Consider the following 13046-nt stretch of genomic DNA (forward strand, 5'->3'; position numbering starts at 1 on the left):
CGATCGGATCGGCGCGCGGACCTTCAGAGAGTCCTCACACGCGGCACAGGATCTCGCCGTGCAGCATGGCGAACCAGCCGTCCTCCTTGGTGCCCCACTCGCGCCAGGCGGCGCTGATCGCCGCCAGCTCCGCCTGTGTCGCCTGCCCGCCCTCGGTCGCCCGCCGCGCGTACGTCGAGGCCAGGGTGCGGTCCGCCCACAGCCCGCTCCACCAGGCGCGTTCCTCGTCGGTCGCGTAGCACCACGCGCTCGCGGTGGAGGTGACGTTCTCCGGCGCGAAGCCGGCCGCCAGCGCCCAGGAGCGCAGCCGGCGCCCGGCGTCCGGGTCGCCGCCGTTGGCGCGGGCCACCCGCCGGTACAGGTCCAGCCACTCGTCCATGCCCGGGACCGCCGGGTGCCAGGTCATGGTGGCGTAGTCACTGTCGCGCACGGCGACGATCCCACCGGGCTTGGTGACCCGGCGCATCTCGCGCAGCGCCTGTACGGGGTCGCCGACGTGTTGCAGTACCTGGTGGGCGTGGACGACGCAGAAGGTGTCGTCCGGGAAGTCCAGTGCGTGGACGTCGCCGACCGCGAAGTGGACGTTGCTCAGGCCGCGTTCGTCCGCGACCGCACGGGCCTGCTCCAGTACGCCGGGCGCGTGCTCCAGGCCGGTCACCGAGCCGTCCGGGACCAGCGCTGCCAGGTCGGCGGTGATGGTGCCGGGTCCGCAGCCGACATCCAGGACCGTCATGTGCGGCTTCAGTGCGTCCAGCAGGTAGGCGGCGGAGTTCTCGGCGGTGCGCCAGGTGTGCGAGCGCAGTACGGACTCGTGGTGGCCGTGCGTGTAGACGGCGGACTCCTGCGACATGGCTGCTCCTTCGCATGCTCGATGCGGTCACGGCGCGCTGCCGCGCCGTGATCACACCGTACGCCGCGATCTCGAAGTATGAGAGTCACGTATCAGCATGTGGACCGAGTCCGGGCCGTCGTGGCCGGTTCACTCGGGGAGCAGGCGGTACACGATCAGCGCCTCGTTGTCCTTCTCGATCGTCAACTCCTCGGAGGCGGGCGACACTTCGCCGTCGTAGGCGAGGTCGGTACCGGGCGCGAGGCCGCCGATCCGCAGTGTCCGCAGCCGCGCCTCGCTCAGTACGGGGGAGTGCCGCAGTGCGCCGGTCACCGCGGCGGCGAGCAGCCGGGTGCGGGCCAGCCGGCCACCGTGCACCATCCGCACGTCCAGCACGCCGTCCGCGAGGTCGTGCCGCCGTACCGGCGCCGAACCCAGCCCCCGGTACGCGCAGTTGCCCACGAACAGGGTCCACAGCTCGCGCCGCCGGCCGTTGATCTCCACGGTCACCGGCTCGGCCGTCCGCAGCACCTGCCAGGCCGCCAGCACCCCGGCCGGCCAGGCGCCGATCTTCCCGGCCCACTTCTCCCGTATCCGCACCAGCTCCGGGTAGGCACCGATCGAGAAGGTGTTGAGGAAGTGCGTCGACTCCTGCCCGGCACCCGGCCGGAACCGGGCCAGGTCGACCGCGACGGCCTCGCCCGTCTCCACCGCGCGGGCCGCCGCGGCGATGGTCTCCACGCCCAGGTCGTACGCGAAGTGGTTGTGGGTGCCGCCGGGCAGCACCGCGAGCGGCACCCGGTGCTGCCTGGCGACCGCCGCGGCGGCGTTGATGGTGCCGTCCCCGCCCAGTACGCCGAGGGCGCCGCCGCGCTCGGCGGCCCGCTCGGCCGCCGCCTCCAGCGCCTTGTCCAGCGGCGCGGCGCCCTGGTGGCCGCACTCGGTCACCTCCGCCCGCGGCAGCACGTCGTGGATGACCTGGGCCTGGTCGCTGTGCGAGCCGGTGCGCTGACCGGAGCCCTGGTTGGTGACGACGAAGAGCCCGTCCCCGTCCGGCAGCGCGGGCGCGTCGGCGCGCGGCCTGGCGGGCGGCGCCAGCTGGGCCCGGGTCGGCGCGAATCCGCGTACCGCGAAGGCCGCGCCCGCGCCCAGCGCGGCGCCCGCCACCACATCGCCCGGGTAATGGACGCCCGTGTAGACGCGGGAGAAGGCGACCGAGGCGGCGATGGGCGCCAGCGCCAGCCCCCACCACTTGTTCTCGAACGCCACACCCGTCGCGAAGGCCACGGCGGAGGCGGCGTGCCCGGAGGGGAAGGAGGTGGTGAAGGGCTGCTTGGTGAGCTGCCGTATCACCGGCACCGTGTCCAGCAGCGGCCGCTCCCGGCGCACCGAGCGCTTGGCCAGGGTGTTCACGGTCAGGGACGCCACCGCCAGTGAGGCGACGCCGCGCAGCGCAGCGCGGCGCGTGGGGCGGCCGCCGAACGCCGCCGCTGCCGCCGCCGACCCCAGCCACAGCAGCCCGTGGTCGGCGGCCCGGCTCAGCTTCGGCAGTACCCGGTCCGCGCCGGGCCAGTGCCGGGTGGCGACCCCGTTGAACGTCTTGCGGTCCCAGGTGCTCAGTACAGTGCGCATGAGCCACATGTACCCCAACGGGACCGACGCAGACGACAGGGTCCCGGACGGCTCAGCGCCGGTCCGGCCCGCCCTCCGCGGCCCGGCCGAGGTCCGCCGGCGCGGAGTCCGGGTCCTGCGCCCGGGCCAGGTCCCCGATGCTCACGATGCCCACCGGAGCGCCGTCGCGGACGACCGGCAGCCGCCGCACCGCCTTCCGGCGCAGCAGCGACACCGCGGCCGAAACCGGCTCCTCCGGCCCGACGGTGACCGGTTCCGGAGTGCACACGGCGAGGCAGGGCACGCCGAGCGGATCCACCCCGTTCGCCACGGCGCGCAGCACGATGTCCCGGTCGGTGACCACGCCGACCAGCTTGCCGTCCTCGGCCACCAGCACGTCGCCGATGTCGTGCGCGCGCATGAGCTGTGCCGCTTCCACCAGCGAGGCGTCGGGGTGGACGGTGGTGACGGTCGGCGTCATGACTTCCCGTACCAACTGTGCCATTGCCTGATCGCCTTCTTCCTGGTCCTGCTCCGACGGCCGGCCTGCTGCGGGGATGGTGGAGGCTGTACCCGGCACGCTCCCCGCCATGCCCGTCGCGTGGTTCGATGAGCGGATGATCAGACGACGGGGCGCGGCGGACCTTCCCGCGTGCGTGCGGGTGCTGCGTGAAGTGCACGTGGAGAGCGGATATCCCTACGCCTGGCCGGCCGATCCGGCGGGCTGGCTGACCCCGGACGGGCTGACCGGTGCTTGGGTCGCCGAGGACGGCGCCGGCCGTGTGGCGGGGCACGTCGCGCTGTGCGGGCGCGAGGTCGGCCGGCTGTACGTGGCCCCGGCGGCCCGCGGCCGGGGACTCGGCGGCCGGCTGCTGCGCGCGGTGACGGACGCGGCGACGGCCGCCGGGCTGCGGCCCGTACTGGCAGTCAACGCCACCGACACCGCGGCGATCGCGCTCTACGAGCGGCACGGCTGGCGGCCCGCCGGCACCGAACAGCAGGACTGGGGCGGCCCGGCGCCGGTCACCGTCCGGTTCTACGAAGCACCCGCCGCCCCGCCCCGGACGGACGGCTGAACCGGCTCGGTCCGGCGAAGGAGGCCGCGCGGGGCGGTTGTTCGTACCGGCCGGCGGGTGTGGGATGCCTGCGGATGGTTACCCCGGAGGCAAGTGCTGCCGGTCGAGGGCGTGCGGGAGCGCACGCACGGCGCGCAGGGCGAACTGTGTTTCGCCAAAGGTGTTTACGGGTCAGGGGGCCGGGCACGCGATTAACCGTGCTTCGGACCGGAGGCACGCCCGTGGAAGTCGTATGACTCCTGTGTCGGGCGCGCCTGGCCGGTCGCGCTTCCGCGGGTTCGACGGACTCTGAGTCGACGGATCAGGGAGCCCAGACCATGCCCATGACATCCCATGCCGAAGAAGCGCACACCCCCATAGAACCCACCCCCGAGCAGCGCAGCACCCGCCGGCGGAACGAACAGGCGCCGAGCAGGCCGCCCGGCAAGCCGGGCCGCCGCACGAAGCAGCGCCGCGTCTCCGCGAACAAGCCCCCGCCCACACCCCGGCAGCGGGGCCGCCACTCCCACCACGACGCGCCCGACACCGCGGGGGACTTCCGGCGGCTGGTCGCGCTGCCGGACGGCCCCGAGCGTGACGAGCTGCGGCGGAGCGTGGTCTGTGCCTGGCTCCCGATGTCCGAACGGCTCGCGCTGCGGTTCCGCAACCGCGGTGAGGCCGCCGAGGACCTCCAGCAGGTCGCGGCGCTCGGCCTGGTGAAGGCCGTGGACCGGTACGACCCCGACCGCGGCTGCGCCTTCGAGAGCTTCGCCGTGCCGACGATCGTGGGCGAGGTCAAGCGCCACTTCCGCGACCACATGTGGGGGCTGCACGTACCCCGCCGGGTGCAGGAGCTGCGCAACCGCGTCCGTGCCGCGCGGCAGGAGCTGACCCGCAGCGTGGACGACCGCGGGCCCACCCCCGAGGAGATCGCCGAGCACACGGGCATGTCCCTGGAGGAGGTGCTGCTCGGCAGCCAGGCGCTGGACAGCTTCACCACGCTGTCGCTGGACGCCGAGCTGCCGGGTGCCGACGACGGCTACTCGCTGGCGGACACGCTCGGCTCGTCCGAGTCCGGCTTCGACCTCGTGCTGGCCCGTGAGGCGGTCAAGCCGAAGCTGCGCAAACTGCCCGAGCGCGAGCGGGAGATCCTCTACATGCGCTTCTTCTGCGACATGACGCAGAGCCGGATCGCCGACCGGCTCGGCATCTCCCAGATGCATGTCTCGCGCATCATCAGCCGGACCTGCCGGCGCCTCGCCGACCAGGTCGGCGCCCGCCAGGGTGAGTACGCGACATCCTGACCGGGGGGCCGGGGCCGGGGCCCGGTGCTTCAGGGCCGGCTGTCGCGCAGCGCCAGTCCGAGGTGGCGCGACAGCCGGTCGACGGCACCGGCCTCGGCGAGGCTGAACGCGCGCCGGGCCCCCGTACGGAAGAGCGTGAGCACACCCCGTACGGGGCCGCCCGGCTCGCGCAGCGGCACGCACAGCAACGACGTCACGGCGGCGCGCGCCAGCAGTGGTGCGCCCGCCGCGTCGTGCCCAAATGCCGCCATGTCGTCCGGCCGTACCTGGACGGCCGAGCTGCCGGTACGGGCGGTGTCCTCGGCGAGCGGGCAGCCGGCCGGGTCCTGTCCCGCCAGGGCCGCCGCGAGGTCGTCGCTGTCCTCGGGGCCGAGCACCAGCGACCGGCGCAGCGCACCGGGCGCGTGCCCGTCCCGCGCGGCATCGGCCCCGGGGGACTCCTGGTCCAGGACCACCCAGTCGGCGAACCGCCCGTGCAGCTCCCGCAGGGCCCGCTCCACCGCGGCCGGCGGCCGCTCGCCGTCCGGCTCCGCACCCGCCGGCGGTCCGGACAGCAGCGCCGTGGTGGTGTCGTCCAGCAGGTCCATCAGTTCCGCGCCCTGCGTGACCTCCGCGAGGTGCGCACGGGAGAGCGGGCGTGGCGGGTCGGGCACCCGTCGGGCCGACGGCGCGGCGCGCTGCGCGGGCGGCGCCGGAGTGCTCCCGCGCTGGCGTGCCCCGCGGTTCTCCCGCTGTTCGTCCTCGCGTTCCGTGCCGTTGACCGACGGCAGGTCGTACGCGGGCGGGGCGCCGCCGGTGTGGAAGACGGTGAGGACGGCGTTGCCCGGCTCCTGCGGCGGGCGCAGCGCCGTCATCGTCGCCCGCAGCGGCTCCCCGGGCCCGTCCGGCGTACGGAGCAGCCGGACGACCATGCTGCGGTCGCCCTCGTTGCGGGCCACCGCGGCGACCTGGGACCGGAAGGCGGCCCGCACCTCGGGGGCCAGCGAGCCGGTGAGCGGGCGCCCGGTGGCGTACCCCGCGCGCATCCCGAAGAGGATCGTGCCCGCGAAGTTCAGCCGCCGTACGACCGTGTCCGGGTCGAGCAACGCGACGACGCACGGCGTCCGCTGGAACAGCGCGCGCAGCAGCTGCTGCTCCTCCGTCCCCGCCCGGGAGTGGTTGTTCCGGTCGGCCCCCGCCAGCCCTTCGTACCGCGGCAGCAGCACGTCGACGACGTGCTGCAGTTCGAAGAGCGCAGCGTCCAGCGTCGGCTGCTGCTCGTGCGACGGGAGCGTGCGCGCGCTCCGCAGTTCTTCCACCCGCTTGCGGAAGTCGGCGAGCTCTCCGCCGGCTGACTGCTCTACCCCGGCCATGCCCACACCGTATCCGGACCGGCCGGTACCGGCCCCGCCCGTAACCCATCACGTCCGGAAGACCCCCCAGGCGTTCGGAGAAGCAGCAGGTCGCGGTCGCCCGACGGTTCATGGGGAAAGGGCGGCGCCGGGCCGGAACCGGCCCTGGCGCGGCGCATGCGAGAGACGGGCGGGGAGGATGGGCCGGAGCCCGGTGAACAGCGTTCGAACGACGGGATAGCGGCGTTTTCCGCACCCGCGTGCCGGGCATTCGAGTCCCTACGGGCAGGGCCCCCGACATATGCGGGGACGGCCGCGGCGCTCCGCCGTGACGCCCGCCCGACGCACCGACCGAGGGACTGACTGGAAATGGTGACCCACACCCTCTGCCCGGTGGACGAACCCGGCGACTCCCAGGGCTCGTCCGCCCGGAGCCTCGCGAACCTCGCGGACGTGGCCGCGCGATGCACCCCGGACAGCTGCGGCGCCACGGCCACCGTCACGACAGGCGAAGCGGCCGACGACCCGCCCGCCGCCGTCACCCACCCCGACCTGTCCACTCTGGTCAGCGTCCAGTGGGAGACCGGCGAAGGGCCGATCCGGGCCGCCCTCGCCTCCGGACACCCCGTCACCTCCGACGATCTGCTGCACGAGGACCGCTGGCCCGCGTACCGGACCGAGGCCCTGGAGACCGGCGTACGCTCCAGCACCACGCTGCCGTATCTCCGCGACGGACTGGCGGTCACCGTCACGGTCTACGGCTTCCGGCCCGGACTCTCCGTCGAGCCCGGCGACTGCGCGGCCGCGGCGCTCGGCGACCTCGCCGCCACCGGGCTGGCCCGCGACCGCAACTACCGCCGGGCCCTGGCCGAGGTCGGCCGGCTGGACGCGGCGCTGCGCTCCCGCCCGGTCATCGACCAGGCCTGCGGCATCATGATGTACGTGCTCGGCTGCGACGCGGACGACGCCTTCGACATGCTTCGCCGGCTCTCCCAGCGGACCAACCGCAAGCTGCACGACCTCGCCGTCGCCGTCGTCCGGACCCGTGGCCGCGGCCTGGAGCGGGAGCTGCGCGTGCTGCGCGAGGGGAACGGCCGGCGCTGACGGCGGCCGGGGCCCGGGCGGTGACGTGTCCTCCCGCCCGGCACCTCCCCGATCTGCGAGGGTGGTCGCGGCCCGTGCACCGCGCGGGCCCACGACCTGCCGTGGAGAGTGGAGGTACGGATGCAGCCGAGCGCCCCGGAGCCGCACCCGGATCCGGATCCGCCCATGGGGCTGCCCGTCCTCCCGGAGCTGGCCGCGCACCTCGCGGCGGCGGCCGACCGCACCGCGCCCGAACCGCCCGGCGGCGCCCGGCCGCTGCGGGCCGCCGCCTGCGGCTACTTCGAGCGCCGCGGCCTGGTGACCACCGAGGACCGCGTACTGGCCGGGCCCGGCGCGCCCGCCCTGCTGCTCGCGCTGCTCGCCGCGGCCGGCGGCGACATCGTCGTGCCCCGCCCGTGCGCCGCGTGGTACGCGCCGCAGGCCCGGCTGCTGCGCCGGGCCGTCCACCCGGCGCCGGTACCGGCCGAGTCCGGCGGTGTACCGGACCCGTTCACGCTCCTGGAGACCGTGCACCGGGCGCGGGACGCCGGCGGCGACCCGCGGGTGCTGCTGCTGTCCGTCGCCGACGACCCCACCGGCACCTGCCCGCCGCCCGAGCAGCTGCACGAGGTGTGCGAGGCGGCGGCCGACGAGGGGCTGTGGATCGTCAGCGACGAGACCCGCCGCGACCTGCTGCACGACCCGCACGACACGGTGGTGCTCAGCCCCGCCGAGATGCTGCCCGGCAGCGTCGTCGTCCTCGCCGACCTGCGGGTGACGCTCGTCCCGGCCGCCTGGCCCGCCGCGCTCGCCCGGTTCCCCGCCACCGGTCCCGGTGAGGCCCTGTGCGCCGCGGCGCTCGCCGCGCTGTCCGGGCTCGCGACCCCGCTGCCGGGCCCGCTCGCCGCCGCCGTCGGCCACGCGCTCACCGAGCCGGCCACCGTACGGGAGCGGACCGCGGCGGCGGCCCGGCTGCACGGCCGGCTCGCCGCCGGGCTGCACCGCGCGCTCACCGGCGCCGGCGCCGTGTGCCGCCCGCCGCACGCCGGGAACCACCTCTACGCCGACCTCGAAGCGCTGCGCCCGGCGTTCGCCGCCCGCGGGGTGACGGGACCGGCCGCACTGGAGCGGGTGCTGGCTCCCTGGGCGGCCCGCGGCGGCCACCGCTTCGGCGACGACCCCAAGGCGCTGCGCGTCCGGCTGAGCACCGAGGCGCTGCTCGCCGAGGACGCCGACGACCGTCGGCTCCTCCTGGATGCCCCCGAACCGCTCCAGGTCCCCTCCGTCGCCGCGTCGTTGCGGGAACTGGACGCCGTACTGAAATCGGAGGGCGGCCCCGCGGCCGGGGCGTGACGGGGCCTCAGGACGTGCGGTCGTGCGGCCCGCGGATGCGGCGCCAGGCGGCCGGTGCCGCGCTGAGCAGGACCGTCAGGCCCACCGCCGCGGCCACGCCCTGCCACGGTTCGCTGAAGAGCGAGCCGCCCAGGATGCCGATGAGCTGGTACGTCGCCGCCCAGGCCAGGCAGGCCGGCAGGTCGCCGCGGGCGAACCAGCGGACGGGCTGCTTCGCCAGCAGGCAGGCCAGCATGACGGGGATGCGCCCGGCCGGCACGAGCCGGGACAGCACGAGCACCTGGACGCCGTGCTCCTCCAGCCGGGCCTGCGCCTGCGTCAGCCGCTCCGGCGCCGACCGCTCGCGCAGCCGCTCCAGCCAGCGCGAGCCGTTCTTCGACCGCACCCCGCGCGCGCCCAGCCAGTACAGCCCCAGGTCGCCGAGGAAGGCGGCGGCCGACGCGATGAGGAAGACCAGCAGCAGCGAGAACGGCGCGGTGTGGTGGAAGGCGACCGCCGCCGCGGAGCTGACCAGCGCACCCGTCGGTACCACCGGGACCAGCGAGCCGAGCACCACCAGGACGAAGAGGGAGGGGTAGCCGGCCGCCTGCTGGGTGGTCTCCGGCGGCACGACGGCCGCGAGCCGGTCCATCAACTGCGGCGCCTGCGCTGCCAGTTCGGCCAGGGGTTCGGATGCCCGGTACGCGTTCACCGGCCCGCAGCCAGCCGTGCGGACCCGCCGTGCTCCAGCTGATGCACCGTCACCTCGGGTGCCAGCAGCGCCGACTGCCGGACGAACTCCTGCCCGGGAGCGTGGAATTCGTGCGGCCGCACCGCGTCCAAGCCGATCGGCCAGTACGTGCCGTAGTGCACCGGCACCGCGTCGCGCGGCGCGAGCCGGGCCGCCGCTACCGCGGCGCGGTGCGCGTCCAGGTGCCCGTGCCCGAGGAACGGACCCCAGCCGCCCACCGGCAGCAGCGCCACGTCGCACGTACCGACCTCGTCGGCCATGTCGTCGAACAGCCCGGTGTCCCCCGCGAAGTACGTCGTGGCCGTGCCCCGGACCACATAGCCGAGCGCCGGTACGCGGTGCGGCCCGTACGGCAGCCGCCGGCCGTCGTGCGCGGCGCGCACCGCCCGCACGGTCAGCGGCCCGACCGCCGTCTCCTCGCCCGCGTCGAGCTCGGTGAGGGGCAGGTCACCGGCGGCCGCGGTACGGCGCAGCCCCGGCAGGGCGGCGGGTGCGCCGCGCGGCACGATCAGCCGGGTGCCGGGCGCGAGCCGGGCGAGCGAGGGCAGGTGGAGGTGGTCGGAGTGCAGATGGGAGATGAGCACGGCGTCGGCCACCGCGGCGCGGCCGTCGGGGACGGGGCCGCGCCGGCGCCGCAGGTGCGCCAGGCGCCGGACGAAGAGCGGATCGGTCAGCAGCCGGACGCCGGAGTCCTCGACCGTCGCGGTGGCGTGCCCCCACCAGGTGACCTCCACCGGCACCGAAGACCTCCTCGCCTCATCCGCCCGTACCCGTTCCGTCCGCTTCTCCGAGCGTAGCTCTCACCCCGCCCGCCGCTCCGCGTCAGGGCCGTCGATGACGTACACCCGGACCGCCCGGCCGCAGGTCGGGTCGACCGTCTCGCGGTCCGGGCGCATGCCCAGCTTCCGCATGATCCGCTCGGAGGCGTCGTTGCCGCGCTGGGCGATGCTGATGATCCGTTCCAGGCCGCGCTCGCGGAAGCCGTAGTCCAGCGCGGCCCGCGCCGCCTCCGTGGCGATGCCCCGGCCCCAGTACGGCTGCCCCAGCCGCCAGCCGATCTCCACGGCGGGCAGCACCTCCGGCAGGAAGTGCGGTACGGACAGGCCGGTGAATCCCGCCAGCTTCCCCGAGTCCCGCAGCTCCACCGCGAACAGCCCGAAGCCCTCGATGTCCCACTCCTGTTCCCAGGAGGAGATCCCGGAGGCGGTCTGCGTCAGGCTGCGTGTCGCGCCGCTCCCGATCCAGCGCATCACTTCGGGATCGGCGTTCACGGTCGCCATCGGCTGGAGGTCCCCGGGGAGCCAGCGGCGCAGCACGAGCCGCTGCGTATGCAAAGTGATCACGCTTCATCCTGCCAAATCATGTCCACCTGGCGGCCGGCGCGGCGATTCCCGAGGACCGCCCCCGGTTGCCGTCACCGTCCTCATGCCCGATGCGCACGTGTGACGTAACGCCACGATCCGGCCCCTCGTGCCGGTGTGGCACGCTGAGGCGCGTACCGGACACCCGTACCGGACATCGGTGAGGAAAGGTGAGTGCGGAGTGCGGCGACCCCGATGGCGGAGCGCGGGCGGTGCCCTGCTGCGAGTGATCGCGGTCTGGGCGGTCTCGACCGTCGCCATGCTCGCGCTGGCCGGTGCGCTGCCCGACTTCCGGCTCCAGTCCGCCGACGGCGACAGCGCCACCCGCATCGCGGTCACCGCCGCGCTCGCCGCCGGGGCCTACGGCCTGCTCGGCGCGCTGGTGTGGCCGGTGCTCGTACGCACCCTGCTGCTGGTGCCCGCGCTCGTGCTCGGCCTGCTGGTCTTCGCGCTCAACGGCTCGCTGCTGCTGATCGCGCTCTGGCTGGTCCCCGACGGGCGCGGTGCCGCGTCCCCGGAGACCGCGGTGGTGGTCGCGGCCGTGATGTCGGCGGTCTCCTCGGCGACCGGTGCGGCCCTCGCCGTCGGCGACGACGACGCCTACCGCCGGCGGCTGGCCCGGCTCGCGCTGCGGCGCCGCAACACGGTGGTGCAGGACCCGGCGGGCGCCCCGCCCGGCACGGTCTTCCTCCAGCTCGACGGCGTCGGGCACGATGTGCTCGCCGACGCGCTGGCCGGCCCCGACCCGCTCATGCCCACCGTCGCTGCCTGGGCCGGCACGACCCACACGCTCACTCCCTGGCGCACCGACTGGTCCAGCCAGACCGGCGCCAGCCAGCTCGGCATCCTGCACGGAACCAACCACGACCTGCCCGCCTTCCGCTGGTACGAGAAGGACACCGGCGAGGTCGTCGTCAGCAACCGCCCGACCAGCGCCGCCGAGCTGCAGCGCCGCGCCATCGCCAGGACCGGCGACGGCGGCCTGCTCAGCGTGGACGGCGCCAGCCGCGGCAACCTCTTCAGCGGCGGCGCGGCGCAGCTCGCCCTGGTGCTCTCGGTCGCCGCCCGGCGCGGCCGGTACAACCGCTCCCGGGCCGGCTACTTCGCCTACTTCTCCGACCCGGCGAACGCCACCCGCACCGCCGCCTCCTTCGTCGTCGAGGTGTTCCGCGAGATCGGCCAGGCGCTGCGGGCCCGCTTCCGCGGGACCGGCCCCCGGGTCAAGCGCGGCGGCCTCTACCCCTTCGTACGGGCCTTCGCGACCGTCGTGGAGCGGGACGTGGTGGTCGCCGCGGTGATCGGGGACATGCTCGTGGGCCGTACCGCCGTCTACGCCGACCTGGTCGCGTACGACGAGGTCGCGCACCATTCGGGGCCGGCGAGCCGGGACGCCCGGCTGGTGCTGCGGCGCCTGGACCGCTCGCTCGCGCTGATCGCCAAGGTCGCCCGGCACGCTCCGCGCCCGTACCGCATCGTGCTCCTCTCCGACCACGGCCAGAGCCCCGGCGAGACCTTCGACGGGCGGTACGGGCTGACGCTGGAGGACCTGGTGCGGGCCGGCTGCGGGCTGCCCGTGCCGCGGCGGGCGCGCCGCAGCCCCACCGGCGCCGAGGCCAGGAACACCGCGCGCGCCGCGCTGCGCCGCCCCGAGGAGGAGCCGGAGGAGACCACCCGGCGGGCCCGGCGGGCCGCCGAGCCGATCGTGCTGGCCTCCGGCAACCTCGGCCTGGTCTCCTTTCCGTCGCTCGCGGGCCGGGCGACCCGCGAGCAGATCGACCGGCGCAACCCGGCGCTGCTGAGCACGCTGGCCGAGCACCCCGGGATCGGCTTCCTCCTCGTCCGGTCCGACGAGCACGGCGCGGTGGTGCTCGGGCCGCGCGGCGGCGCCCACCACCTCGACAGCGGGCTGGTGACCGGCGAGGACCCGCTCGCGCCGTTCGGGCCGGGCGCCGCGGACGCCGTACGCCGCACCGACGGTTTCCCGCACGTCGCCGACATCATGATCAACTCCTGTTGCGACCCGGAGACGGGCGAGGTGCACGCCTTTGAAGAGCAGATCGGCTCGCACGGCGGGCTCGGCGGGCCGCAGTCCCACCCCTTCCTCCTCTGGCCCGAGGGGCTCACGCCGCCCGTGGGGGAGGGCACGGAACTGGTCGGCGCCGAGCGGGTCCACCTCGTCTTCCGGCGCTGGCTGACCGAGGGCGGCGGCCCGTCGGTACCGGTCGGGGAGCCGCCGGCCGCCGGGGAGCCGCCCGCCGCGGAGCAGCGCCCGGCCGGCGACGGGTCCCGGCCCGCCGTGAACGAAATCCGGCCACGAGGGGCGGCGCCCGAAGCTTTTTCGCCCGGCCGGGGAGGCACGCAGGAGGAACAGCGCTGATTTTGAGGCGGC

Annotated in this window: 12 protein-coding genes; 5 read left to right on the plus strand and 7 right to left on the minus strand. The window is 75.3% G+C overall.

What is annotated here, in order from left to right; all coding sequences use genetic code 11:
- Positions 1–34: 34 nt before the first annotated feature.
- The 3 genes from ACZ6WH_RS30235 to ACZ6WH_RS30245 form a co-directional block, all read right to left on the minus strand.
- Positions 35–850: a class I SAM-dependent methyltransferase gene (locus ACZ6WH_RS30235; protein ID WP_469732222.1), complete on the minus strand. Its 816-nt coding sequence runs from the start codon at positions 848–850 to the stop codon at positions 35–37.
- Positions 851–979: 129 nt separating this feature from the next.
- On the minus strand, positions 980–2461 hold the full coding sequence (locus ACZ6WH_RS30240) for a phosphatase PAP2 family protein (protein WP_469732224.1): 1482 nt from the start codon (positions 2459–2461) through the stop codon (positions 980–982).
- Between the two features lie 52 nt (positions 2462–2513).
- The gene (locus ACZ6WH_RS30245) at positions 2514–2945 is read right to left on the minus strand and encodes a CBS domain-containing protein (protein WP_469732226.1); all 432 of its coding nucleotides are present in this window, start codon (positions 2943–2945) and stop codon (positions 2514–2516) included.
- 85 nt (positions 2946–3030) lie between these two features.
- Between ACZ6WH_RS30245 and ACZ6WH_RS30250 the strand changes: the two genes are divergently transcribed.
- Positions 3031–3516 carry a GNAT family N-acetyltransferase gene (locus ACZ6WH_RS30250; RefSeq protein WP_432860157.1) on the plus strand — a complete coding sequence of 162 codons (486 nt, stop codon included), beginning with the start codon at positions 3031–3033 and terminating at the stop codon, positions 3514–3516.
- 317 nt (positions 3517–3833) lie between these two features.
- Positions 3834–4799 carry a SigB/SigF/SigG family RNA polymerase sigma factor gene (locus ACZ6WH_RS30255; protein ID WP_432860159.1) on the plus strand — a complete coding sequence of 322 codons (966 nt, stop codon included), beginning with the start codon at positions 3834–3836 and terminating at the stop codon, positions 4797–4799.
- A gap of 29 nt (positions 4800–4828) precedes the next feature.
- On the opposite strand, the gene ACZ6WH_RS30260 is transcribed toward ACZ6WH_RS30255, so the two are convergent.
- Positions 4829–6151 carry a PAS domain-containing protein gene (locus tag ACZ6WH_RS30260; protein WP_469732229.1) on the minus strand — a complete coding sequence of 441 codons (1323 nt, stop codon included), beginning with the start codon at positions 6149–6151 and terminating at the stop codon, positions 4829–4831.
- Positions 6152–6499: 348 nt separating this feature from the next.
- Between ACZ6WH_RS30260 and ACZ6WH_RS30265 the strand changes: the two genes are divergently transcribed.
- Entirely contained in the window at positions 6500–7234 is a 735-nt protein-coding gene (locus tag ACZ6WH_RS30265; RefSeq protein WP_432860163.1) for an ANTAR domain-containing protein, read from the plus strand.
- A gap of 120 nt (positions 7235–7354) precedes the next feature.
- On the plus strand, positions 7355–8566 hold the full coding sequence (locus tag ACZ6WH_RS30270; protein ID WP_469732232.1) for an aminotransferase class I/II-fold pyridoxal phosphate-dependent enzyme: 1212 nt from the start codon (positions 7355–7357) through the stop codon (positions 8564–8566).
- A gap of 7 nt (positions 8567–8573) precedes the next feature.
- Here the strand turns inward: ACZ6WH_RS30270 and ACZ6WH_RS30275 are convergent, their stop codons facing one another.
- The 3 genes from ACZ6WH_RS30275 to ACZ6WH_RS30285 are packed head-to-tail and all read right to left on the minus strand — an operon-like array spanning position 8574 to position 10636.
- Positions 8574–9197 (minus strand): DedA family protein, encoded by a 624-nt coding sequence (locus tag ACZ6WH_RS30275; RefSeq protein ID WP_469732699.1) that lies wholly within the window; start codon positions 9195–9197, stop codon positions 8574–8576.
- 56 nt (positions 9198–9253) lie between these two features.
- Positions 9254–10036, minus strand: a complete 783-nt coding sequence (locus tag ACZ6WH_RS30280; protein ID WP_469732234.1) for an MBL fold metallo-hydrolase — start codon at positions 10034–10036, stop codon at positions 9254–9256.
- A gap of 60 nt (positions 10037–10096) precedes the next feature.
- Positions 10097–10636, minus strand: coding sequence for a GNAT family N-acetyltransferase (locus ACZ6WH_RS30285; RefSeq protein ID WP_469732701.1), 540 nt, complete (start codon positions 10634–10636; stop codon positions 10097–10099).
- A 202-nt stretch (positions 10637–10838) separates the two neighbouring features.
- On the opposite strand from ACZ6WH_RS30285, the gene ACZ6WH_RS30290 reads away from it, so the two are divergent.
- Complete coding sequence (locus ACZ6WH_RS30290; protein ID WP_469732236.1) at positions 10839–13034, plus strand: phage holin family protein; 2196 nt, start codon at positions 10839–10841, stop codon at positions 13032–13034.
- Positions 13035–13046: the final 12 nt, after the last annotated feature.

Source organism: Streptomyces sp. NPDC050806 (genome assembly GCF_055586425.1).

Excerpts from the sequence above, each read along its gene's own strand:
- ACZ6WH_RS30235 (WP_469732222.1), bottom strand. The coding sequence starts at position 850 with ATGTCGCAGGAGTCCGCCGTCTACACGCACGGCCACCACGAGTCCGTA.
- ACZ6WH_RS30240 (WP_469732224.1), bottom strand. The coding sequence starts at position 2,461 with ATGCGCACTGTACTGAGCACCTGGGACCGCAAGACGTTCAACGGGGTC.
- ACZ6WH_RS30245 (WP_469732226.1), bottom strand. The coding sequence starts at position 2,945 with ATGGCACAGTTGGTACGGGAAGTCATGACGCCGACCGTCACCACCGTC.
- ACZ6WH_RS30250 (WP_432860157.1), top strand. The coding sequence starts at position 3,031 with ATGCCCGTCGCGTGGTTCGATGAGCGGATGATCAGACGACGGGGCGCG.
- ACZ6WH_RS30255 (WP_432860159.1), top strand. The coding sequence starts at position 3,834 with ATGCCCATGACATCCCATGCCGAAGAAGCGCACACCCCCATAGAACCC.
- ACZ6WH_RS30260 (WP_469732229.1), bottom strand. The coding sequence starts at position 6,151 with ATGGCCGGGGTAGAGCAGTCAGCCGGCGGAGAGCTCGCCGACTTCCGC.
- ACZ6WH_RS30265 (WP_432860163.1), top strand. The coding sequence starts at position 6,500 with ATGGTGACCCACACCCTCTGCCCGGTGGACGAACCCGGCGACTCCCAG.
- ACZ6WH_RS30270 (WP_469732232.1), top strand. The coding sequence starts at position 7,355 with ATGCAGCCGAGCGCCCCGGAGCCGCACCCGGATCCGGATCCGCCCATG.
- ACZ6WH_RS30275 (WP_469732699.1), bottom strand. The coding sequence starts at position 9,197 with ATGGACCGGCTCGCGGCCGTCGTGCCGCCGGAGACCACCCAGCAGGCG.